24 protein-coding genes are annotated in these 23,341 nt (G+C 57.2%); 6 read left to right on the top strand and 18 right to left on the bottom strand.

All coding sequences use genetic code 11. The features are described 5' to 3' along the window. The first annotated feature begins 57 nt into the window (after positions 1-57). Entirely contained in the window at positions 58-378 is a 321-nt protein-coding gene (locus PGS10_RS10375; RefSeq protein WP_316422838.1) for a DUF2756 family protein, read from the top strand. A 23-nt stretch (positions 379-401) separates the two neighbouring features. Here the strand turns inward: PGS10_RS10375 and ugpQ are convergent, their stop codons facing one another. From ugpQ to livK, 12 genes are all read right to left on the bottom strand, one after another. After that, positions 402-1,142 (bottom strand): glycerophosphodiester phosphodiesterase, encoded by a 741-nt coding sequence (gene ugpQ, locus PGS10_RS10370; RefSeq protein ID WP_316422837.1) that lies wholly within the window; start codon positions 1,140-1,142, stop codon positions 402-404. Further along, positions 1,139-2,209, bottom strand: coding sequence for a sn-glycerol-3-phosphate import ATP-binding protein UgpC (locus PGS10_RS10365; protein ID WP_020077770.1), 1,071 nt, complete (start codon positions 2,207-2,209; stop codon positions 1,139-1,141). Before PGS10_RS10365 ends, ugpQ begins: the two co-directional genes overlap by 4 nt. A 1-nt stretch (position 2,210) precedes the next feature. Beyond that, a complete protein-coding gene (ugpE, locus tag PGS10_RS10360; protein ID WP_015369329.1) occupies positions 2,211-3,056 on the bottom strand; it encodes a sn-glycerol-3-phosphate ABC transporter permease UgpE in 846 nt (281 codons plus the stop codon). After that, the gene (ugpA, locus tag PGS10_RS10355) at positions 3,053-3,940 is read right to left on the bottom strand and encodes a sn-glycerol-3-phosphate ABC transporter permease UgpA (protein WP_015369328.1); all 888 of its coding nucleotides are present in this window, start codon (positions 3,938-3,940) and stop codon (positions 3,053-3,055) included. Before ugpA ends, ugpE begins: the two co-directional genes overlap by 4 nt. 106 nt (positions 3,941-4,046) lie before the next feature. After that, positions 4,047-5,363, bottom strand: a complete 1,317-nt coding sequence (gene ugpB / locus PGS10_RS10350; RefSeq protein WP_045394824.1) for a sn-glycerol-3-phosphate ABC transporter substrate-binding protein UgpB — start codon at positions 5,361-5,363, stop codon at positions 4,047-4,049. Between the two features lie 291 nt (positions 5,364-5,654). After that, on the bottom strand, positions 5,655-6,023 hold the full coding sequence (locus PGS10_RS10345) for a type II toxin-antitoxin system death-on-curing family toxin (RefSeq protein ID WP_047047927.1): 369 nt from the start codon (positions 6,021-6,023) through the stop codon (positions 5,655-5,657). After that, complete coding sequence (locus PGS10_RS10340; RefSeq protein WP_004174006.1) at positions 6,020-6,241, bottom strand: type II toxin-antitoxin system Phd/YefM family antitoxin; 222 nt, start codon at positions 6,239-6,241, stop codon at positions 6,020-6,022. Before PGS10_RS10340 ends, PGS10_RS10345 begins: the two co-directional genes overlap by 4 nt. A 163-nt stretch (positions 6,242-6,404) precedes the next feature. Continuing rightward, positions 6,405-7,118, bottom strand: a complete 714-nt coding sequence (livF, locus tag PGS10_RS10335) for a high-affinity branched-chain amino acid ABC transporter ATP-binding protein LivF (RefSeq protein WP_086538103.1) — start codon at positions 7,116-7,118, stop codon at positions 6,405-6,407. 17 nt (positions 7,119-7,135) lie between these two features. Beyond that, the gene (gene livG / locus PGS10_RS10330) at positions 7,136-7,903 is read right to left on the bottom strand and encodes a high-affinity branched-chain amino acid ABC transporter ATP-binding protein LivG (protein WP_015369325.1); all 768 of its coding nucleotides are present in this window, start codon (positions 7,901-7,903) and stop codon (positions 7,136-7,138) included. Then, entirely contained in the window at positions 7,900-9,177 is a 1,278-nt protein-coding gene (gene livM / locus PGS10_RS10325; protein ID WP_015369324.1) for a branched chain amino acid ABC transporter permease LivM, read from the bottom strand. The genes livG and livM overlap by 4 nt, the downstream gene beginning before the upstream one ends. After that, the gene (gene livH / locus PGS10_RS10320) at positions 9,174-10,100 is read right to left on the bottom strand and encodes a high-affinity branched-chain amino acid ABC transporter permease LivH (RefSeq protein WP_316422836.1); all 927 of its coding nucleotides are present in this window, start codon (positions 10,098-10,100) and stop codon (positions 9,174-9,176) included. Before livH ends, livM begins: the two co-directional genes overlap by 4 nt. Before the next feature lie 53 nt (positions 10,101-10,153). Next, positions 10,154-11,263, bottom strand: coding sequence for a high-affinity branched-chain amino acid ABC transporter substrate-binding protein LivK (gene livK, locus PGS10_RS10315; protein WP_045394819.1), 1,110 nt, complete (start codon positions 11,261-11,263; stop codon positions 10,154-10,156). A gap of 422 nt (positions 11,264-11,685) precedes the next feature. On the opposite strand from livK, the gene panM reads away from it, so the two are divergent. Beyond that, complete coding sequence (panM, locus tag PGS10_RS10310) at positions 11,686-12,069, top strand: aspartate 1-decarboxylase autocleavage activator PanM (protein WP_047047920.1); 384 nt, start codon at positions 11,686-11,688, stop codon at positions 12,067-12,069. Positions 12,070-12,378: 309 nt separating this feature from the next. On the opposite strand, the gene livJ is transcribed toward panM, so the two are convergent. From livJ to ftsY, 5 genes are all read right to left on the bottom strand, one after another. Beyond that, positions 12,379-13,482, bottom strand: a complete 1,104-nt coding sequence (livJ, locus tag PGS10_RS10305) for a branched chain amino acid ABC transporter substrate-binding protein LivJ (protein WP_015369319.1) — start codon at positions 13,480-13,482, stop codon at positions 12,379-12,381. Positions 13,483-13,805: 323 nt separating this feature from the next. Beyond that, positions 13,806-14,660: an RNA polymerase sigma factor RpoH gene (rpoH, locus tag PGS10_RS10300; protein ID WP_002920815.1), complete on the bottom strand. Its 855-nt coding sequence runs from the start codon at positions 14,658-14,660 to the stop codon at positions 13,806-13,808. A gap of 255 nt (positions 14,661-14,915) precedes the next feature. Further along, the gene (ftsX, locus tag PGS10_RS10295) at positions 14,916-15,971 is read right to left on the bottom strand and encodes a permease-like cell division protein FtsX (protein WP_015369318.1); all 1,056 of its coding nucleotides are present in this window, start codon (positions 15,969-15,971) and stop codon (positions 14,916-14,918) included. Further along, complete coding sequence (gene ftsE / locus PGS10_RS10290; RefSeq protein WP_015369317.1) at positions 15,964-16,632, bottom strand: cell division ATP-binding protein FtsE; 669 nt, start codon at positions 16,630-16,632, stop codon at positions 15,964-15,966. Before ftsE ends, ftsX begins: the two co-directional genes overlap by 8 nt. A gap of 2 nt (positions 16,633-16,634) precedes the next feature. Beyond that, positions 16,635-18,185, bottom strand: coding sequence for a signal recognition particle-docking protein FtsY (gene ftsY, locus PGS10_RS10285; RefSeq protein ID WP_049060312.1), 1,551 nt, complete (start codon positions 18,183-18,185; stop codon positions 16,635-16,637). 193 nt (positions 18,186-18,378) lie between these two features. Between ftsY and rsmD the strand changes: the two genes are divergently transcribed. Then, on the top strand, positions 18,379-18,975 hold the full coding sequence (rsmD, locus tag PGS10_RS10280) for a 16S rRNA (guanine(966)-N(2))-methyltransferase (RefSeq protein ID WP_015703709.1): 597 nt from the start codon (positions 18,379-18,381) through the stop codon (positions 18,973-18,975). Then, positions 18,965-19,243: a DUF1145 family protein gene (locus PGS10_RS10275; RefSeq protein WP_015369314.1), complete on the top strand. Its 279-nt coding sequence runs from the start codon at positions 18,965-18,967 to the stop codon at positions 19,241-19,243. Before rsmD ends, PGS10_RS10275 begins: the two co-directional genes overlap by 11 nt. Before the next feature lie 15 nt (positions 19,244-19,258). Here the strand turns inward: PGS10_RS10275 and PGS10_RS10270 are convergent, their stop codons facing one another. Further along, entirely contained in the window at positions 19,259-19,618 is a 360-nt protein-coding gene (locus PGS10_RS10270) for a DUF2500 domain-containing protein (protein ID WP_020077761.1), read from the bottom strand. A 141-nt stretch (positions 19,619-19,759) separates the two neighbouring features. On the opposite strand from PGS10_RS10270, the gene PGS10_RS10265 reads away from it, so the two are divergent. Both PGS10_RS10265 and zntA read left to right on the top strand, forming a co-directional pair. Continuing rightward, positions 19,760-20,386 (top strand): lysoplasmalogenase, encoded by a 627-nt coding sequence (locus tag PGS10_RS10265; protein ID WP_015369312.1) that lies wholly within the window; start codon positions 19,760-19,762, stop codon positions 20,384-20,386. A 78-nt stretch (positions 20,387-20,464) separates the two neighbouring features. Continuing rightward, positions 20,465-22,672, top strand: a complete 2,208-nt coding sequence (gene zntA, locus PGS10_RS10260) for a Zn(II)/Cd(II)/Pb(II) translocating P-type ATPase ZntA (protein WP_063415113.1) — start codon at positions 20,465-20,467, stop codon at positions 22,670-22,672. Positions 22,673-23,341 lie beyond the last annotated feature (669 nt).

Here is a 23,341-nt window from a genome sequence, read left to right as displayed (position 1 = left end):
TTGTTATGGCGAATTCGAGGTACACTTAAGTGATCCCACGCACGGGAGGAGAAAACAATGAAAGCGATTTTATTCCTGGCGGCGCTGATGCCGCTCGGCGTTTTAGCACAGCCGATCAACATCGATAACAACCCTAACCAGCCGGGTTATGTGGTGCCCAGCCAGCAGCGTATGCAAAATGAGATGAAGGTGCAGCAACAGCAGCAGCAAAGCATGCTGAAGCAGAATCTGAACAACCAGACCCGCACGCAGCAGCAGCATTTGCAAAATCAGCTGCAGACCAATCAGCAGCGCGCGGCGCAGGGCGGCAATCTCAATTCGCAGCCGCAGGTACTGCCGAACAACAACGGCGGAATACTGCGGCAGACTAACCCGTAAAGATCGTCCGCCGCAAATCAGTCTTAAGGCTGGAAATTCGGCCCGATGACGTCAATAGCATCGGTGCAGATGCAATCTACGCCCCAGCGCAGCAGCTCGGCGGCGCGCTGGGGTTTATTGACCGTATACACCAGAATATGCAGGCCGGCCTGTTTCAGGCTCGCCACCCGCGCCGCATCCAGCAGCTTGTGATTGAGATGAATTGACACGCAGCCCAGCCGGGCGATCAATTCGCGCCAGTCATCGCGCCACTCATCCAGCAGCAGCCCGCGCGGCAGCTCGGGCGCGGCTTCCTGCGCCGCTTCCAGCGCATCAATTTCAAAGGATGAGAGTAGCGGCGCGGTCATATCGGCCCACAGATCGCGCGCGGCCAGCGCCACCACTTTTCCGGTCTGCGGCCCCTGCCCGGTCGTCGGCTTAATTTCGATATTCGCCATCATGCCGTGACGGCGGCAGCGCTCCGCCACCTGGGAGAGCAGCGGCAGCGGTTCGCCCTTAAACTCGCGGCTGTACCAGCTGCCGGCATCGACCTTCAGCAGATCGTCCCACGACAGCTCGCCCGCCACGCCCCAGCCGTTGCTGGTGCGTTCGAGATTATCGTCGTGCAGCAGAAAGATCTGCCCGTCCTTCGACAGCTTGGCGTCAAATTCAATCATCGTGTGCCCGTAGCGGGCGCCGACGTCGATAGCCGCCAGGGTGTTCTCCGGCGCCAGTTTACCGCCGCCGCGATGGGCGACGATGTGGGGATAAGGCCAGTTACTCATGCGCGTTGTCCTGTTTCACCATCAAAGAGGTGCAGATGTTCCAAAGGCAGATGCAGCCATAGCGTGCTGCCGCCCGCCGGGCGCTGCTGATGCGGCAATCTGACCACCAGCTTCTGCTCGCCCCAGCGCCCGTGGGCGAGGTTATCGGCACCTAAAATTTCCAGCGTATCCATCAGCAGCGGGATGCCGCCTTGCGCCTGCGAGCTTAAAATAAAATGCTCCGGGCGAATACCGAGAGTCATTTTACGCCCGGCGTAGCGCCGATGCTCGTGATTCATCGGCAGCTGTATACCGCCTCCCAGCTCAAAGCGGCCGCCGTCATCGCTCACCCGCCCCTCCAGTAGATTCATGGCCGGGCTGCCGATAAAGCTCGCCACAAAGCGGCTGGCTGGCTTTTCATACACCTCAACCGGCGTGCCAATCTGCTCGGCAATGCCTTTATTCATCACCATCACCCGCTGGGCGAGGGTCATCGCTTCGACCTGATCGTGGGTGACATACAGCGAAGTCGTTTTCAGGCGCCGATGCAGCTGCTGCAGTTCCAGACGCATCTGCACGCGCAGCTTGGCGTCGAGGTTTGACAACGGTTCGTCGAACAGGAATACCGCCGGGTCACGCACGATAGCGCGGCCCATCGCCACGCGCTGGCGCTGACCGCCGGACAGTTCCCGCGGGCGGCGCTTGAGCAGGCCATCCAGCTCAAGAATACGCGCCGCCTCCTGCACGCGCTCGGCGATCAATCCCTTACCCATGCCGCGAATCTTCAGCCCCCACGCCATGTTCTCTTCCACGCTCATATGCGGATAAAGCGCATAGTTCTGGAACACCATCGCGATGCCGCGATCCTTCGGCTCCATCTCGGTCACCCGTTTACGGTCAATCCAGATATCGCCGCTGGTCACCCGTTCAAGCCCGGCGACCATCCGCAGCAGCGTTGATTTCCCGCAGCCTGACGGGCCGACCATGACGATAAATTCTCCGTCCGCCACGTCCAGCGTCAGCGGTTGAATTACCTGGGTTTTGCCATCCCAGCTTTTGCTTACTGCCTGTAGTTTTAAACCAGCCATTTTATTTCTCACTATCGACCAGGCCGCGCACAAACGCGCGCTGCATGGCTAAAACGATGACGACCGGCGGGATCAGGGTCAGCAGCATCGCCGCCATCACCTGATTCCACTGGGTAGTACCTTCGCCGGTGGCGATCATGCCTTTAATACCGGCGACGGCGGTGCCAAGATTCACATCCTGAATAATCAGCAATGGCCACAGATACTGGTTCCAGCCGTAGATAAAGGTGATAACGAACAGCGCGGCGAGGTTGGTTTTCGACAGCGGCAGCACGATGTCGCGGAAGAAGCGCATCGGCGAAGCGCCATCGATACGCGCCGCTTCAATCAGCTCGTCCGGCAGGGTCATAAAGAACTGGCGGAACAAGAAGGTGGCGGTAGCCGAAGCCATTAACGGCAGCGTTAACCCGGCATAACTGTCGAGCATTTTGAGGTTGGCGATCACTTCCACCGTCGGAAAAATACGCACCTCGACCGGCAGCATCAGGGTGATAAAGATCATCCAGAAGAACAGGTTACGCAGCGGAAAGCGGAACCACACGATGGCGAACGCCGAAAGCATCGACACCACGATTTTGCCGACCGTAATGGCGAACGCCATGATGAAGCTGTTGAGCATCATCAGCCAGAACGGCGCGCTGTTGACGCCGACGCCGTTCACCCAGATGGTCTTCATGTTCTCCAGCAGATGCCCGCCGGGGATCAGCGTCATCGGCGTTTCAAATACCGATTTGTTATCCAGCGTCGCCGCCACGAAGGCGACGTACAGCGGGAATAAAATGACGGCAATGCCAAGAATCAGCATGGTGTGGCTGAAAATCGTCAGCCCGCGACGGTTCTCAATCATTGGTAACGCACCTTACTTTCAACGTAACGGAACTGCACCACCGTCAGGATAATGACGAGGAACATCAGCACCACCGACTGCGCGGCGGAAGCGGAAAGATCGAGCCCGGCGAAACCTTCGCGATAAATTTTGTAGATTAGGGTGGTGGTCGCCTGCACCGGGCCGCCGGCGGTGGCGGCATCGATCACCGGGAAGGTATCGAAGAAGGCGTAAACCAGGTTGACCACCAGCAGGAAGAAGCTCACCGGCGCAATCAGCGGCAGCGCCAGCTTGAAGAAGCGGCGAATCGGCCCGGCGCCGTCGATGGCGGCGGCCTCAACCAGCGAACGCGGGATCGACTGCAGCGCGGCGAAGAAGAACAGGAAGTTGTAGCTTATCTGCTTCCAGACCGAGGCGAAGACCACCAGGAACATCGCCTGGCCGCTGTTTTGCGCGTGGTTCCAGTCGTAACCCAATTCGCCAAGGAAATGCGTGATCAGCCCGCGTCCAGGATTGAAGAGGAAGATCCACAGCACCGCCGCGACAGCGGGGGCCACGGCATACGGCAGCAGCATCAGCGTTTGATAAAAACGGCTGCCGCGCACCACATAGTCGACCAGCGCGGCAAAAAACAGCGAAATAAGCAGGCCGCTGACGGTTACCAGGGTGCTGAATTTTATGGTCGTCCAGAACGAGTCCAGATAGTACGGGTCGTGGAACAGCGTGACGAAGTTATCCAGGCCGACAAACTGGCTGGAAAGGCCAAACGGATCGACGCTCTGCAGCGAGTACCACAGCGCTTCGCCCGCGGGCCAGATAAAGAAAATCAGCGTGATAATCAGCTGCGGCGCGACCAGCACATAGGGCAGCCAGCGCGAGCGGAATACCGGACGGGATGATGACATTGAGATTTGGTTCCTGAACAATGCCGGGTGGCGGCTACGCCTTACCCGGCCTACATAGGGCACATCGTAGGCCCGGTAAGCGCAGCGCCACCGGGCAAGTTACAGATTACGATTTGGTTGCTTGCTCGAAACGGCGCAGCAGTTGATTCCCGCGCTGAACGGCGGAGTCCAGCGCCTGTTGCGGGGTTTTCTTGCCGGTCCACACGCTCTCCAGCTCTTCATCGACGATGGTGCGAATTTGCGGCATGTTGCCCAGGCGCAGGCCTTTGGTGAACGGCAACGGCGGCTTATTCAGCATCTGGCGGGTGGCGATATCAGCGCCCGGGTTCTTATCATAGAAGCCCTGCTGGCGCGTCAGATCGTAGGCCGCGGTGGTAATCGGCAGATAGCCGGTTTTCTGGTGCCACTCGGCGGCGTTTTCCGGTTTGGTCAGGAAGTCGAGGAACTTCGCCACGCCGGTGTAGGTCTCTTTGTCCTTGCCCTGCATCACCCACAGGCTGGCCCCGCCGATAATGGCGTTCTGCGGCGCGCCTTTAACATCGGCGTCGTAAGGCATCATGCCGACACCGTAGTTGAATTTCGCGTACTGACGAATATCCGCCAGCGAACCAGATGACGCGGTAGTGATCGCGCAGTCGCCGTTATAGAACTTCTCGGTGGATTCATCCTTACGCCCGAAATAGCTGAAATCGCCCTTCTTGTTCATCTCTTCGAGCAGGGCGATATGTTTCACCTGCTCCGGCTTGTTGAACTCAAGCACCGCATCGGTGCCGTCAAAACCGTTATTTTTCGTGGCGACCGGCAGGCCGTGCCAGGCGCTGAAGTTTTCAATCTGGATCCAGCCCTGCCAGCCGCTGGCGTAGCCGCACTTCATCCCGGACGCTTTCAGCTTCGCGGTGTAGGCCGCCAGATCCTGCCAGGTTTTCGGCGGCTGCTCAGGGTCTAAGCCCGCTTTCTTGAAGGCGTCTTTGTTGTAGTACAGCACCGGCGTGGAGCTGTTAAACGGCTGGGAGAGCAGATGGCCGGTTTTTGAATCGGTGTAATAACCGGACACCGTCGGCACGAACTGCGATTCATCGAACTTAATACCCGCATCGCTAAAGACCTGGTATACCGGCTTAATGGCTTTTGACGCCATCATGGTGGCGGTACCAACTTCATACACCTGCAGAATCGCCGGCGCGTTGCCGGTACGGAAGGCAGCGATACCGGCGCTCAGGCTCTGTTCGTAGTTGCCTTTGTACACCGGAACAATTTTGTAATCAGGATTGGCCGCGTTGAAACGTTGCGCCAGAGAATCAACTTCTTTACCCAGCTCCCCTTCCATTGAATGCCAGAAAGGGATGGTGGTTACTGCCAGTGCCTGACCAGCAAATGCCAGGCTCAGCGCCAGTCCTAAAGCTGTATGTCGTAACGATATCATCGGTTATCTCTCTTGTTGTTCCGGATGCGCGATTTCACGCGTTTTATGTTCGCGGGGTAACATGACATGTTCGAATTACAGAAAAATAACTTTTTTATTACAAAAAAAAGATAGTAACGGGTCAGAGAGATGACAAGCCGATGAAAGGATGGGGGAAGTAAAGTGGGAGCTGAGACACGGATAATATTCGTGCCATCGGCTCCCGGGGTCGGCGCAAGCGCCTCGCCCGGGCTACAACGGCTTGGGTAGCCCGGCCAAGCGAAGCGCCGCCGGGTTGCAACGAGTTAACCGTCATTCACGCAAGCGCGCGACAATCTGTTCCAGGGTAAGTTGCCCCGCAGTCGCCTCGACGGTCATGCCGACGAAGTCTGGATTCGCCGGCAATATAATTCCATTTCGCTTTAAAAAAAGCAGGGTGATAAACAGTGCCGTACGCTTATTACCATCATTAAATATATGACCGCGAGAAATCGCCAGCAGATGCATCACAGCGAGTCGCCACACTTCTGTCACACCTTCATATTCAATTTTGTTTAGCACCCTATACATTATCGCTTCGGCACGCCCAGGATCGGGCATACCGGCAACGCCAGGCGTGACGCGGAGCAGCCTGTCGTGAAACTGTATTATCTCTTCCGCTGAGATAATCTGCAGCGTCATTTATCCGCAAGCTCCCTGATCTCATCACCATGAACCGCCATGATAGCCGCGAACTCATCATCCATTCTGGCCGCCTGGTAGCGTTCAAACTCTTCTGCACTAATGATGACTGCAGATTTATGCCCACGACGGGTAATGGTCACAGGCACACCTGTCACTGCGCTTTCCAGTACATCGGCCAGATTTTGCCGGGCTTCGCTATAGTTAACCGTTCTCATAAAAACCTCCAAAGCTGTACTCTTTTATTGTACAACATACATGTACAAAAAAAGAGCCAACAGGCTCTTTTAAATGTATTCGTGCGATCGGCTACCGGGGTCGGCGCAAGCGCCTCGCCCGGGCTACAAACCGGCGAAGCGAACAACGCCGGGTTACGATGAACTAACCGCCGAGATAGGCGCTGCGCACCGCCTCGTTGGCTAACAGCGCATCGCCGGTATCCTCAAGCACCACGTGACCGTTTTCCAGTACGTAGCCGCGATCGGCCAGCTTCAGCGCCTGGTTGGCGTTCTGCTCAACCAGGAAGATAGTCATCCCCTGTTCACGCAGCTGCTCGATGGTGTCGAAAATCTGCTGAATGATAATCGGCGCCAGCCCTAATGAAGGCTCATCAAGCAGCAGCAGGCGCGGCTGGCTCATCAGAGCGCGACCGATCGCCAGCATCTGCTGCTCGCCGCCGGACATGGTGCCGGCGCGCTGAATACGGCGTTCATGCAGACGCGGGAACAACTCATACACCCATTTGATGCGGGTATGAAACTGGTCGCGGTCGGCAAAAAAACCGCCCATCGCCAGGTTCTCTTCCACCGTCATGCGCGAAAAGACGCGTCGCCCTTCCGGCACGATCGCCACCGCTTCACGCATGATTTTCGCCGTCTGCCAGTCGGTAATATCCTTACCGTCAAAGACAATGCGCCCGCTGGAGGCCCGAGGATCGCCGCACAGCGTACCGAGCAGGGTAGTTTTCCCCGCGCCGTTAGCGCCGATAAGCGTGACGATCTCACCCTGTTTGATATGCAGGCTGACGTTGTGCAGCGCCTGAATCTTGCCGTAGTGGGCGCTGACATTGTCAAAAGTTAACATCGCTTTTTCCATCTTATGCGTCACCACCATTATGCTTCACCTAAATAGGCGCGGATCACGTCCGGGTTATTACGAATCTCTTCCGGCGTCCCGTTGGCCAGCGGCGTCCCCTGGTTCACGACGTAGATGCGATCGGAAATGCCCATCACCAGCTTCATATCATGTTCGATAAGCAGGATGGTGGTGTTGTGATGGCTACGCAGCTCGGCGATAAGCTCATCCAGCTCTTTGGTCTCTTTCGGGTTAAGCCCCGCCGCCGGTTCATCAAGCATCAGGATCTCCGGCTGCGTCACCATACAGCGGGCGATCTCCAGCCGGCGCTGGTCGCCGTAGGCCAGGTTACTGGCCTGGCGGTTGGCGTGCTCCAGCAGGCCGATACGCTCAAGCCAGGTGGCGGCCCGATCCAGCGCTTCGCTCTGCGCGCGACGGAAGGCCGGCGTTTTCAGCAGGCCGGAGAAGACGCCGGTTTTCAGCTGTTGATGCTGCGCCACCAGTAGGTTTTCAATCACCGTCATTTCGCGGAACAGACGCACGTGCTGGAAGGTTCGCACCACCCCCATTCGCGCAATCTGCTGGCCCGGCAGCCCTTCCAGGTGCTGGTCGCGCAGCATAATGGTGCCGCCGGTAGGTTTATAGAAACCGGTCAGGCAGTTAAAAACGGTGGTCTTACCCGCGCCGTTCGGGCCGATTAAGGAAACGATTTCCTGCGGACGTAGCTCAAGGGAGACGTTATTGACCGCCAGCAGGCCGCCAAAACGCATCATCAGGCCGTTCACGGATAATATTGGCTGACTCATGCCTGCTCTCCTTTCGCCTGACCGTTTTTCAGCTTCAGCTGCGGGCGCGTCATCGGCAGCAGCCCCTGCGGACGCCAGATCATCATCAGCACCATCAACCCACCGAGCATTAACATACTGTATTCGTTGAAATCACGCATCAGCTCGCGCGATACCACCAGCAGAATAGCCGCCAGGATCACCGCAAACTGCGAGCCCATCCCACCCAGCACCACGATCGCCAGCACAAAGGCCGACTCGGCGAAGGTAAAGGACTCCGGGCTCACGAAGCCCTGGCGCGCGGCGAACAGCGTGCCGGCGAAGCCGGCAAACGCGGCGCTGATAGTAAAGGCGGTCAGCTTGATGCGCGTCGGGCTCAGGCCCAGCGAACGGCAGGCGATTTCATCTTCACGCAGCGCTTCCCATGCCCGCCCGAGCGGCATCCGCAGCAGACGGTTAATAACGAACAGGCTGAGCACCACCAGCAGCAACGCTACCAGATAGAGGAAAATCACCCTATCGCTGGGATCGTACTTCAGACCGAAGAAGTTGCTGAAGGTATCCCAGCCGCCTTCACGGGCGGTACGGCTAAATTCAAGACCAAAGAAAGTCGGTTTCGGGATCTGGCTGATACCGTTCGGCCCGCCGGTGATCTCGGTATTGTTGAGCAGCAGAATGCGCACGATCTCGCCGAAGCCTAAGGTCACAATCGCCAGGTAGTCGCCGCGCAGACGCAGCACCGGGAAGCCAAGCAGGAAGCCGGCCGCCGCGGAGACCAGGCCGGCCAGCGGCAGACAGGTCCAGAAACCGAGACCGTAATAGTGGTTAAGCAGCGCAAAGGTATAGGCGCCGATGGCGTAAAACCCGCCGTAGCCCAATACCAGCAGACCGGAAAGCCCAACCACCACGTTCAACCCGAGACCAAGGATGATATAAATCATCGTCAGAGTCGCAATATCCACCGTGCCGCGCGACACCATAAACGGCCAGGCCACGGCAATCACCAGCAGGGCTATCAGGAACAGCTTCTGCTTGACCGTCGACCCGTCAATCGCCGGCATAATAAATTTCGGCCCGGAGACGTTCTTAACCGCTTTCTGGAACAGCGGGCGCAGCAGCTGGAAGAAAAAGACCACCGCAGTGCCGATGAAGATCCACTGCCAACGAATATCGGCGGCGGTGTCGACCACCAGTTTGGTGCCATTCAGCTCCAGCTGAACGCCCATAAAGACGCCCGCCAGAACAAAGAACATCGCGGCGGAAAGCAGCGCCATCGCAATTTGCATCGGTTTCATACTTTTTCTACCTCCGAGCGGCCCAGAATGCCGGTCGGCATCACTAACAGCACCAGAATCAGCAGCGCGAAGGAGACGACGTCTTTATATTCGGTGCTGAGATAGGCAGAAGAGAGCGCCTCGGCGATACCCAGAATCAGGCCGCCGATCATCGCGCCAGGGATACTACCGATACCGCCGAGCACAGCCGCGGTAAAGGCCTTCATCCCGGCCATAAAGCCGATGTAGGGGTTAATAACGCCGTAGAACTGCCCCAGCAGGACGCCAGCGACCGCCGCCATCGCCGCGCCAATGACGAAGGTCAGCGCAATAACGCGGTCGGTATTGATACCCAGCAGGCTCGCCATTTTCAGATCTTCCGCACAGGCGCGACAGGCGCGGCCCATTCGCGAATAGCGAATAAACAGCGTCAGCGCCAGCATGGCGATAAAGGTAACGACCCAGATGACCAGCTGCATGGTAGTGATAGTGGCGGAGAAATTATCGCTGTGGCCGACAATCCACTGGCCATTAAAGAGACTCGGCAGCGCGACATCGCGCGAGCCTTCGGTCAGGCTGACAAAGTTCTGCAGGAATATCGACATCCCGATGGCGGAAATCAGCGCGATCAGGCGCTTGGAGCTGCGTACCGGACGATAGGCCACGCGTTCGATACTCCAGCCGTAGGCGCTGGCGATAATGATAGCGCCAACAAAGCCTGCGGCGACCAGCAGCCAGCCGGTATCGATCCCCAGCATCATCAGGGCGGCGATAATCATGAACGAGACGTAGCTGCCGATCATGTAGACCTCGCCGTGGGCGAAGTTAATCATGCCGATAATGCCGTACACCATCGTATAGCCGATGGCGATCAGCGCATAGGTACTGCCCAGCGTGACGCCGTTAAACATCTGCTGCAGAAAATAGAGAAACTGCTCGGACATAAGGTAACCTTTTTCATGCCGCCCGCGCGGTGCGGGCGGCGGGATAACGCGTCTTACTTAGCGACGGTGGATGAACCATCCGCGTGCCACTGGAAGACACCAAATTCAAATCCCTTCAGATCGCCTTTTTCATCCCATTTCAGCGGCCCAATCACGGTCTTCGCGCCGTGAGCTTTCAAATCTTTAATTAAATCCAGCGGCTGCTGGCTGCCGGTTCTGTCCATCGCCTGCGCCAGCGACTGAACGGCGGCATAGGTGATCCAGACGTACGGGCCGCTCGGATCTTTTTTATCCGCTTTCAGCGCATCAACAATAGCGCTGTTGGCCGGATCCTGGTCATAGCGTTTTGGCATCGTCACCAGCATACCTTCCGCCGCCGCGCCGGCGATGTTGGACAGCGAGGCGTTACCGACGCCTTCCGGCCCCATAAACTGCGTTTTCAGGCCGACGGAGCGCGCCTGGCGCAGCATCTGCCCCATTTCCGGGTAGTAGCCGCCGTAGTAGACGAAGTCGATGTTCTCTTTCTTCAGGCGCGCCAGCAGCGCGGAGAAGTCTTTCTCACCGGCGGTGATGCCATCAAAGAAGACGATATTGGCGCCGGCTTTCTTCAGGTTGTCCTGCACGGAACGCGCCAGCCCTTCGCCGTACTGCTGCTTGTCATGAATAATCGCAATACGCTGCGGCTTCACGTGTTCGAGGATATATTTCGCGGCGGTCGGCCCCTGGGAAGAGTCAAGCCCGGCGGTACGCATGATGTACTGGTAGCCACGCTGGGTCAGCTCAGGGTTGGTCGCCCCGGGGGAGATCATCAGGATACCTTCGTCTTCATAGATATCCGAAGCCGGCTGGGTAGAAGAGGAACACAGGTGACCAATAACGTACTGAATGCCGTCATTGACGATTTTGTTAGCGACCGCGACCGCCTGTTTCGGGTCGCAGGCGTCGTCATACTCAACGCCAACCAGTTTGTCGCCTTTAATGCCGCCGCTGGCGTTAATGTCTTTAATCGCCTGGCGCGCGCCGTTGAATTCCATATCGCCCCACTGGGCAACCGGGCCAGACATCGCGCCGACGACGGCGACTTTAATATCCTTTGCCATCGCCGCGTGGGAAATCGCTAATGCAACGACTCCCGCGACGATCGTTTTCGCGTTCCTTTTCATGCTTCAGAACCCCGTTCGTGATGTGGTGTAAATGTTTTGTATTTTTATGGTTAAAAAGCATTCTGTGCTTTTATTAAACAACGCCATTTTTACCATGAAGTTTAATGGTTTAGCGCGGTTTTTTACCTGAATTATGATTAAAATCTCTATTTTTCAGGTGATTAAGAAAAGATAATATTCTGGTTTTAGGCGAAGATAAACAAAAAAAAGTCCAGTTTGCAGCATAAAATAACGGCATATAAGGCGGAATAAAACGCTACATATCAGGTTAAAATTCTGCTTATTTTTCGATCCATGATGTATTGCGCTACCCCCGCGCAACCAGGAAAACGAATCCCCTGATGAATGAGTTGAAAACAGCGCCCCGCCGAACGAGAAATTTGAGTACACTGGCGCATCTGTTTTGACTGGAATTGCCGCGTATGAAGCTCACCATTATCCGTTTACAGCACTTCAGCGATCAGGATCGCATTGATTTAGGCAAAATCTGGCCGTCGCAGGACCCTGCGGCGATGACGCTGGATGAAAACCATCGTATTTACGCCGCCCGCTTTAACGAACGCCTGCTCGGCGCCGTACGCGTTACCCTGCGCGGCGTTGAAGGCGAGCTCAGCGATCTGTGCGTGCGTGAAGTCACCCGCCGCCGCGGCGTTGGGCAATATTTAGTGGAAGAGACGTTAAGCGATAACCCGAATATCAATAGCTGGCGCGTTGCCGATAGCGGGGTGGAAGACCGCGGCGTGATGGCGGCATTTATGCAGGCGCTCGGTTTCAGCGCCCAGCAGAATGGTTGGGAAAAGCATTAGGCATTAGGCCGTAGCCCTAATAAACGCAGCGTGACCAAGGAAGAACCCGGCGGCGCTTCGCTTAGCCGGGCTACCTGCAAATTGTAGCCCCGGTAAGCGCAGCGCAACCGGGGTCAGACAACGCATCTGCGGCGTGAAAGGCTCCGCAGACAACGCATCCGCAGCGTGAAAGGCTCCCCCACATTTAACCCAGCATTTCGCGTTGCAGCAAGGCGTCAAGACCCGAAATCCCCGGGAGCTTACATCAGTAAGTGACCGGGGTTGAGGGCCGCAGACAACGCATCTGCGGCGTGAAAGGCGCCGGTTAAATTATTTGGCGTCGGTCGCTGTACCGTTCGCATGCCAGGTAAACACGCCAAACTCGAACCCTTTCAGGTCGCCTTTCTCATCCCACGACAGCGGCCCCATAACGGTATCCACCTTCGCCCCTTTCAGGTATTTCGCGATTTCCGCCGGATCCTCGGACTGATTTAATCCCGCCTGCAGCGACTGCAGCGCCGCATAGGTGGTCCACACGAAGGCGCCGCTCGGATCCTGTTTCTTCGCTTTGATGGCATCCACAATCGGTTTGTTCGCCGGAACCTGATCGTAGTTCTTCGGTTTGGTGACCAGCAGGCCTTCTGCCGACTCGCCGGCGATGTTAGACAGGGAAACGTTAGCCACGCCTTCCGGACCCATAAACTGGGTTTTCAGGCCGGCAGCCCGCGCCTGGCGCAGGATCTGCCCCATTTCCGGGTGATAACCGCCGTAGTAGACGAAGTCGATATTTTCTTTCTTAAGGCGCGCCACCAGGGTAGAGAAATCTTTCTCACCGGCGGTGATTCCGTCAAAGAACACCACGTTGGCGCCGCCTTTCTTCAGGTTTTCCTGAACCGAGCGCGCCAGCCCTTCGCCATATTGCTGTTTGTCATGAACGACGGCAATGCGCTGCGGCTTCACCGTGCCGAGAATATATTTCGCCGCCGTCGGCCCCTGATCGGAATCGAGACCGGTGGTGCGCAGAATCAGCTTATAGCCGCGCGCCGTCAGTTCCGGCGCGGTTGCCGCCGGGGTAATCATCAGGATGCCTTCATCTTCATAAATGTCAGACGCCGGCTGAGTGGATGAGGAACACAGGTGACCGATAACGTATTTAATGCCGTCATTCACCACTTTGTTCGCAACAGCCACCGCTTGTTTCGGGTCGCAGGCATCGTCATATTTTACGATCTGCAATTTATTGCCTTTGATACCGCCCTTGGCGTTGATATCCGCTACCGCCTGCTCCGCGCCGGTAAATTCCTGGTCGCCATACTGGGCAACCGGGCCGGACATCGCTCCCACGACGGCAATTTTAATGTCTTCCGCCAGCGCGGAACCGCTCATAATTAAAGCAATACATCCTGCCAGTAACGCTTTACCCTTCATATTCATCCTGAGGCTCCCCATTATTATGGTTTTTGCATTTGTTGTGATGTTGTTTGTTAGCGCATTATTCTGATTTTTAGTCCATACCAAGAATAGTATGACTGTATTTGGGTCTGCCGCCTGCGCTTTTGCAGCACACTATGCCAAAACATACCCCATTTTTCAGAATTTGAAACAACAATTTGCAGGAGATGTAAAAGTTATGTGACTGAAGTAAAACGTCGCGGCAATTCGCGCCGGGAGAGAAAACGGGTATGACGGGGATATAAACAAAAAGCCCCCGCTGAAACAGCAGAGGCTCAATTCACTACGGCGCTGAAAGACGAAGATTAGGCTTCGATAGCGGCGCGCAGTTTTTTCATCGCGTTCTTTTCCAGCTGACGAACACGTTCAGCCGAGACGCCATAACGATCCGCCAGCTCTTGCAGCGTGGACTTGTTGTCCTCGTCCAGCCAGCGAGCGCGGATGATGTCCTGGCTACGCTCGTCCAGGCCCTGCATCGCGTCAGTCAGTTTATTAGCAGCCTGCTCTTCCCAGTTATCGTCTTCGATGCCGTCGGCAAAGTTAGACGTTTTGTCCTGCAGATAGAGCACCGGCGCCATCGGCTGGCTGTCGGATTCGTCATCGGACGACATATCAAAGGTCATGTCCTGCGCTGCCATACGTGATTCCATCTCACGCACGTCTTTGCTCGACACACCCAGCTCGCGGGCAACCATCTCTACTTCGTCCTGGTTAAACCAGCCCAGACGCTGCTTGGTTTTACGCAGGTTGAAGAACAGCTTACGCTGCGCTTTGGTGGTTGCGACTTTAACGATACGCCAGTTACGCAGCACGTATTCGTGGATTTCCGCTTTAATCCAGTGCACGGCGAAGGAAACCAGTCGCACACCCACTTCCGGGTTGAAACGACGTACGGCTTTCATCAAACCGATGTTGCCTTCCTGAATCAGGTCCGCCTGCGGCAGGCCATAGCCCGAGTAGTTACGAGCAATATGAACAACAAAGCGCAGGTGAGACAGAATCAGCTTTTTCGCTGCTTCCAGATCGCCCTGGTAATGCAGCTTTTCAGCAAGCTCCCGCTCTTCATCAGCCGATAACATCGGCCAAGTGTTAGCGGCCCGGATGTACGATTCCAGGTTACCAACGGGGGCTAAAGCTAAAGTTTGCATTTCTTTGGTCATTCAAATCCTCTCAATCGATAGTGTCTGCCATGATCTTGTCCCCATCAGGCAACAAACATGCCAGCATTTATGAGCAACGAGAATATCACCCACAGTAGTATCAGACAGTGATTTTATCCACAAGTTCCATGCAACGTTGTGAGTAAATTACGCACAAAATGTGACATGGAGATGAAAGATTAGGGAAGAGGCGAACAGGGACTCTTTCCCTGCAGAGAGATATTCAGTGCAGGGAAAGATTATACCAGAAAATTTTTAGTCGGGGGTAAAGTGACGTAAATGTTGCACCGTCGCCAGCCAGGCTGCGACCCAGCCAATCATCGAGCAGACGATTAGCATCAGCAGACACTCATCGAAGCCTAAGCCGCTGAGTTCGAATTTGGTGCCGAACACTTTCGCCACTTCGGTCACCGCCGAGGAGAGGCGCATCACCAGAATCTCCGACAGGATCAGCGACAAAAACGCCCCGGCGAAACCCAGCAGCGCGCCGCCGTAGAGGAACGGACGCAGGATGAAACCGTCGGTAGCGCCGATCAGCTTCTGGACGTTAATGGTATCGCGACGGGCGAAGATGCTCAGGCGCACGCTGTTGCCAATCACCAGGAACACCGCGGCAATCATCAGCACGCCGATCATCGCCGACACCCGGCCAACCAGACCGGTCAGCGACGCCAGGCGCGCAAACCAGCTATCGTCCATACGCACTTCGTCGACCCCCTGAATACGGGAGACGCGATCGCGCAGGGTGTTAAGCGAATCGGTATTCTGGAAATCGAGCTTCGGCACCACAATCGCTACCGCCGGCAGCGGGTTCTCTTCCAGCATATCCAGCGCGCCGCCGAACCCGGACCAGTTGCGGAACTCGCCCAGCGCCTCATCGCGCGACAGATAATTTACCTTCTCAACGCCCTGCTCCGCCTGCAGCTGGCCAACCACCCGCGCCGCCGCATCGTCATCCAGCGTTTTTTCCAGGTAGACGGTGATCTGCGGTGACGGATAATACTGCGACGCCGCGCTATTGACGTTTTTGTAGACCATATAGCAGACGCTCGGCAGCGTCAGCGAAATGGCGATTACCATGATGGTGAGGAAGGTCGCCAGCGGCGTGCTTTTTAAATCCTGTAACGCGCCGTGCCAGGCGTAGCGCACCTGCTCGTTAAAGACGTTACTCTTCCGCGATGCCGGGTTCGGCGCCGCTTTTGGCCGTTTTGGCGCATTGCGTCCGCCGTTGCCGCCGCCCGTGGCGTTACGAAGACGATCGAACTTGCTGCCGAACTGGCGAATCTGGTTCACTGCGTCGCGCTTATTCACCCCGATGGCCTCCATGCATATGACCGTCGCTCAGCGTCAGGACGCGGTACGGACGGCTGGAAATAAGCCCCAGGTCGTGCGTCGCCATCAGTACCGTTACACCTACGCGGTTAAACTCTTCAAACAGACGTAAAATCCCTTCCGAGAGCGCCTCATCGAGGTTACCGGTCGGTTCATCCGCCAGCAGCACCGCCGGCTTGTTGACCACCGCGCGGGCAATGCCCACGCGCTGTTGCTCACCGCCGGAGAGTTGGATGGGGAAATTTTTCGCTTTGTCCAGCAGCCCGACTTTATCCAGCGCTGCGGATACGCGACGGCGAATATCATCGCCGCTGGCGCCGGCGATAATCAGCGGGATCGCCACATTATCGAACACGGTGCGATCCATCAGCAGGTGGTGGTCCTGGAAAATCATGCCGATTTGGCGGCGCAGGAACGGCACCTCGCGGCTCTTCAGGCGGCTGATATCATGGCCGCTGAACAGAATTTTCCCGGCGCTCGGCCGTTCGATACCACAGATAAGCTTCAGCAAGGTACTTTTCCCCGCGCCGGAATGGCCGGTCAGGAACGCCATCTCGCCCTGCTGCAGGTGGAACGTCACCCCCTGCAGCGCTTGTCTCCCACCGAGATAGGCTTTGCTGACTTGTTCAAAGCGAATCATTCTTAATCCTCTCGGGCAAAAAGTGCCTCAATAAAGTCGCCCGCATTAAACGGACGCAGATCTTCAATACGTTCGCCGACGCCAATATAGCGAATCGGAATACTGAACTGGTCAGCCACTGAGAAGATAACCCCGCCCTTCGCGGTTCCGTCAAGCTTAGTCAACGTAATGCCGGTCAGCCCCACCGCTTCGTGGAACAGTTTGGCCTGGCTTATCGCGTTCTGCCCGGTGCTGGCGTCGATGGTCAGCATGACTTCATGCGGCGCGTCGACATCCAGTTTCTTCATTACGCGGACAATCTTCTTCAGTTCTTCCATCAGGTGCGATTTATTCTGCAGACGACCCGCGGTATCGGCAATCAGCACATCAATATTGCGCGCTTTCGCCGCCTGAATGGCGTCAAAAATAACCGAGGCCGAATCAGCGCCGGTATGCTGGGCAATCACCGGGATCTCGTTACGCTGGCCCCAGACCTGCAGCTGTTCCACCGCCGCCGCGCGGAAGGTATCCCCCGCCGCCAGCATCACAGATTTACCCTGCTGCTCGAACTGACGCGCCAGCTTACCGATGGTGGTGGTTTTACCCACACCGTTAACGCCGACCATCAGAATAACAAATGGCGTTTTCCCTTCAACATTCAGCGGTTCCTCAACTTTCGTCAGGATCTCGCTCATCTCTTCTTTCAGCAGGCCGTATAACGCCTCGGCGTCGCGCAGCTGCTTACGGCTGGCCCCCTCGGTAAGATTGGTAATAATCTTACGCGTGGTTTCCACCCCAACGTCGGCAATCAGCAGCTGTTCTTCCAGCTCTTCAAACAGATCGTCGTCGATTTTTTTACCGCGGAACAGGCTGATAAACCCGGAACCCAGATTCTGTTTGGTTTTCACCAGGCTGCGTTTTAAGCGGGCGAAGAAACCTTCTTTAGTCGGTTTTTCCTGCTCCTGCTGCGGCGCTTCCTGAGTTTCCGCGTCTTCTTCCGCCAGCTCTTCCGGCGCCTCTTCGACGTCTTGCGCCGCCAGCGCCTGCGCTTCAAGCTCTTCATCGCTTAATTCGGCTTCAGACTCTTCCGGGAGGACCTCATCTTCGATGACTTCAGGCTCCGCGACGATAACCTCTTCCGGCGTCTGTTCCGCAACCGCTTCGGCGATAACCGGCTCGGCAATCACCTCTTCAACCAGCGGTTCAGCGACTTTTTCTTCTACCGCAGGAACAACCGGCTCTTCTTCAACTGCGGTCTCTGGGACAGAAATTTCTTCCGCCACTGGCGATTCAGCCACGTTTTCTTGCGAAACGGCTTCGGTCGCCACCGGATGCGGCAGTTCGCTCTCAACAACTTGTTCGGTAACTTCTACGACCTCGGCAGCAAAGGCCTCCGGGTCTTCTTTTACCGTTTCCGCCGCGGGTACGGTTTCCGCAGGCGTTTCCGCCGCCGGAGTCTGTTCCGCAACCTCTTGTTGTTCTTCTACTTTTTGTTCTGTTTCGCTTTCCTGAGCCTGTTCTTTTTGCCCAAAGCCCAGCCAGGAAAAGAAGCCACGTTTTTTCTCTTTTGCCATTTGCGACCACACTCCTCGCTGTTTATTCATGGCGCAGCTTCGATACAACCGATTCAGAAGCTGAAAAAATGATGAAATTAGTTGGATAGTCTATCACTTAACTTAACTCGCATCACCGCCCCCGGATTAAGGTTTCGTCAATGGTCTTCGATCGTTAGAATAGCAGGCTGGAAGTTGAGACTTGAGCAAAGAGATGAAGAAACCAAATCACGCAGGCAGCGGCCAGATCCGCATTATCGGCGGACAGTGGCGGGGCCGTAAATTACCGGTGCCGGAGAGCCCGGGTCTGCGCCCGACCACCGACCGGGTTCGGGAAACGCTTTTTAACTGGCTGGCGCCGTCGATGGTCGACGCCCACTGCCTTGACTGCTTCGCCGGCAGCGGCGCGCTGGGGCTGGAAGCGCTATCACGCTATGCCGCCAGCACCACGCTACTGGAAATGGAGCGCGGCGTCGCGCAGCAGCTACAAAAAAATCTCGCGACGCTGAAAGCCAGCAACGGCAAGGTGGTCAACACCAACACGCTGGCGTTTCTCAGCCAGCCGGGCACGCCGCACCACATTGTCTTCGTCGATCCCCCCTTCCGCAAAGGGCTGCTGGAAGAAACGCTCAGCCTGCTGGAAAAAAACCACTGGCTCGCTGATGAAGCGCTGATTTATGTCGAGAGCGAAGTAGAAAACGGACTACCGCCGGTTCCGGCAAACTGGCAGCTGTATCGCGAAAAAGTCGCCGGACAGGTCGCCTACCGCCTGTATCAACGCGAGGCACAAGGAGAAAACCATGCTGATTAATTTAGGCCGCCTGCTGATGCTATGCGTTTGGGCGTTTTTGCTGTTGAACCTGTTTCAACCTTTCCCAAAACCGCTGAATATCTTCGTTAACGTGGCGCTGATTTTTATGATTCTGATGCATGGCCTGCAGCTGACGCTGTTGAAAGCGACGCAAACGAAAGATGCGCCGCCGCTGAGCCGTTTTGAGCAGATTCGTATTTTCATCTTCGGCGTATTTGAACTGGTGGCCTGGCAGAAAAAGCTGAAGGCCACGCTGAAGAAGAAGTAACGGTTAATCGAGGGCTCAGTTATCGGCAACAAAGTCGACGAATTTAGAGCCCTTATAGCTCAGCATTCCCCGGTCGCCAACGCTCAGCGCGTGGTATTGCGGCGCATCAAGGCGGAACACCACTTCCAGTCCGCCATTTTCCGGGCGGAAGCTCGCTTCATAACGCATCTCGCTTCCGGCTGGCGTCACCGTCTGCTGGCGCGAGCGACGATCGTTAATCACCTTTTCCCGCTTATTGCTGACCACCACCCGCTTCTGCAGCAGCGGTGCGGCGTCGTTATCCATTTTCTCCCGGCGCTGCTGCACGTAGCGAAACGAGGCCGCCACCACAATCACCGCGACCACCAGCACAAAAAATAGCGGAACTTTACTCATTTGCGTACCCATAAGAATTATCAGGAATAAGGATAACGCGCATTGAATAACGTTGTCATCTTCTGGCCCAAACCACTACACTGAGATCCGGTACCGTAAGCGTAATCGCTTATTTAATGATAACAGATACAGGGACTTACTATGCTTTGGTCGTTTATTGCTGTCTGTTTCTCCGCATGGCTGTACGTCGATGCGTCCTATCGTGGGCCGGCCTGGCAGCGCTGGGTCTTTAAACCGGTCACCCTGCTTCTGTTGCTGCTGTTAGCCTGGCAGGCGCCGATGTTCAACGCCATTAGCTACCTGGTGCTGGCGGGCCTGTGCGCTTCGCTGCTCGGCGATGCGTTAACCCTGCTGCCGCGCCAGCGGGTGATGTACGCGGTCGGCGCATTCTTCCTCTCTCATCTGCTGTATACGATCTGGTTCGCCAGCCAGATGACGCTATCGTTCTTCTGGCCGCTGCCGCTGGTCTTGTTGGTGCTCGGCGCGCTGCTGCTGGCGATTATCTGGACGCGTCTGGAAGAGATGCGCATGCCGGTATTAACCTTTATCGGTATGACTCTGGTGATGGTGTGGCTGGCGGGCGAACTGTGGTTCGTGCGGCCGACCGATACCGCGCTCTCCGGCTTCCTTGGCGCCGCTTCGCTGCTGTTGGGTAACGCCGTCTGGCTGATTAGCCACTATCGCCGTCGCTTCCGCGCCGATAACGCCATTTCCGCGGCCTTCTACTTTGCCGGGCACTTCCTGATCGTTCGCGCGCTATATCTGTAATTTACTGCTTGACTCTGGAGTCGACTCCAGAGTGTATCCTGCGGGTAATGAGAAAATTATCATTACCCGGAGGGTGCCATGTCGACACCAGAATCTCAGGACAAAAAAGTCCCCCAGTTCTCGTCATTCAAATTTACCCCGGCGACAGAGCCCGCTGAAAGCTGCTGTACCGATCGCGCCTGCGCCGGGGAACCCGCCGCCGCTGAACAGCCGCTCAACGGCGCCCGTTATAGCTGGCAGGTAGATGGTATGGACTGCGCGGCCTGCGCCCGCAAGGTGGAAACCGCCGTGCGCCAAATCGACGGCGTCAGCCAGGTGCAGGTGCTGTTCGCCACCGAGAAGCTGCTGGTCAATGCCGAAAGCGATATCCGTTCGCAGGTCGAAAACGCGGTACGCGCCGCGGGTTATACCCTGCGCGATGCTGACGCGCCGCAGGAAGAGAAACCGCAACGTTCATGGCTGCAGGAAAACCTGGCGTTATTGAGTCTGGTAGTGATGATGGCGCTCAGCTGGGGGCTTGAGCAGTTTAACCATCCGTTCGGCAAGCTGGCGTTTGTCACCACTACCCTCGTCGGCCTGTGGCCGGTTGCCCGCCAGGCGCTGCGGTTGATTAAAAGCGGCAGCTGGTTTGCCATTGAAACGCTGATGAGCGTTGCCGCTATCGGCGCGTTGTTTATCGGCGCCACCGCCGAAGCGGCAATGGTGCTGCTGCTGTTTCTGATCGGCGAACGGCTTGAAGGCTGGGCCGCCAGCCGCGCGCGCCAGGGGGTGAGCGCCCTGATGGCGCTCAAACCTGATACCGCCGTTCGCCTGCGCAACGGCGAGCGCGAGACCGTCGCCCAACGTGACCTTCGCCCCGGCGATGTGATTGAGGTCGCCGCCGGCGGGCGTCTGCCGGCCGATGGCGAGCTGCTAACGCCGTTTGCCAGTTTTGACGAAAGCGCGCTGACCGGCGAATCGGTACCGGTGGAGCGTAAAGCCGGCGAGCGCGTAGCCGCCGGCGCCACCAGCGTCGATCGCCTGGTACAGTTGACCGTTATCTCCGAACCGGGCGATAGCGCCATTGACCGGATCCTCAAACTGATTGAAGAAGCCGAGGAGCGCCGGGCGCCGATTGAGCGCTTCATCGATCGCTTCAGCCGGATCTACACCCCGGCCATTATGGTGGTCGCCCTGCTGGTTGCCATCGTACCGCCGCTGTTCTTCGCCAGCGCCTGGCTGCCGTGGATTTATAAAGGCTTAACGCTGCTGTTAATCGGCTGCCCTTGCGCGCTGGTCATCTCTACCCCGGCGGCGATTACCTCCGGTCTGGCGGTCGCCGCGCGGCGCGGGGCGCTGATTAAAGGCGGCGCGGCGCTGGAACAATTGGGCCAGGTGCGCCAGGTGGCGTTCGATAAAACCGGTACTCTGACCATCGGCCAACCGCAGGTCACCCGCGTTATCGCCGCCGCCGACGTTGATGAAAACGGCCTGCTGGCGCTGGCGGCAGCGGTTGAACAAGGCTCCAGCCACCCGCTGGCGCAGGCTATCGTCCGCGAAGCGCAGCAGCGTAAGCTGACGATTCCCGTTGCGCACAACCAGCGGGCGCTGGCCGGTTCCGGGATAGAGGCCGAGGTCAACGGCAGCCGCATCTTAATCTGCGCGGCCAGTAAGGCTGCACCTGCTGAGCATGAGGCGCAGATCCAGCAACTGGAGAGCGCCGGACAGACGGTAGTGCTGGTGCTGCGCGATGATACCTTGCTCGGCATTCTGGCGCTGCGCGATACCTTGCGCGACGATGCGCGTCAGGCGGTAGATGAGCTGCATCAATTGGGTGTGCAAGGAGTGATTCTCACCGGGGATAACCCGCGCGCTGCGGCGGCTATCGCCAATGAACTGGGTCTGGAGTTCCGCGCCGGATTGCTGCCGGCAGACAAAGTGAATGCGGTGATGGCGCTTAACGCCAATGCGCCGCTGGCTATGGTCGGCGACGGTATCAACGATGCCCCGGCGATGAAAGCGGCGACCATCGGTATTGCGATGGGCAGCGGCACCGATGTGGCGCTGGAGACCGCCGACGCGGCGCTGACCCATAACCGTCTCACCGGCCTGGCGCAGATGATTTCGCTGGCGCGCGCCACCCATGCCAATATTCGCCAGAATATCGCCATCGCTTTAGGGTTGAAGGGGATTTTCCTCGTCACGACCCTTCTCGGCCTGACGGGGTTGTGGCTGGCGGTGCTGGCGGATACCGGCGCGACGGTGCTGGTAACGGCTAACGCTCTGCGGTTATTGCGTAAAAAGTAATGTCGAAGCGATATTCCCTGCTCGCGCTGCGCTTAGCAGGGCTACGGCTCCAGACCGTTGGGTAGCCCGGATAAGGCGCAACGCGCCGCCATCCGGGGGGATTCCCTGCTCGCGCTGCGCTTAGCAGGGCTACGATTCCAGGCCTTTGGGTAGCCCGGATAAGGCGCAACGCGCCGCCATCCGGGGGGATTCCCTGCTCGCGCTGCGCTTAGCAGGGCTACGGTTCCAGACCGTCGGGTAGCCCGGATAAGGCGCAACGCGCCGCCATCCGGGGGTATTCCCTGCTCGCGCTGCGCTTAGCAGGGCTACGATTCCAGGCCTTTGGGTAGCCCGGATAAGGCGCAACGCGCCGCCATCCGGGGATATTCCCTGCTCGCGCTGCGCTTGAGAGGGCTACGGTTCCAGGCCTTTGGGTAGCCCGGATAAGGCGCAACGCGCCGCCATCCGGGGATATTCCCTGCTTGCGCTACGCTTAACAGGGTTACGGTTCCGGATCGTTGGGTAGCCCGGATAAGGCGCTACGCGCCGCTATCCGGGGATATTCCCTGCTCGCGCTGCGCTTAGCAGGGCTACGGTTCCAGACCATTGAGTAGCCCGGATAAGGCGCAACACGCCGCCATCCGGGGGTATTCCCTGCTCGCGCTGCGCTTAGCAGGGCTACGGTTCCGG

The sequence above is a fragment of the Klebsiella sp. 141153 genome (assembly GCF_032601995.1).
GTDB lineage: Bacteria > Pseudomonadota > Gammaproteobacteria > Enterobacterales > Enterobacteriaceae > Klebsiella > Klebsiella aerogenes.
This window is presented reverse-complemented; position numbering and strand designations above follow the sequence as displayed.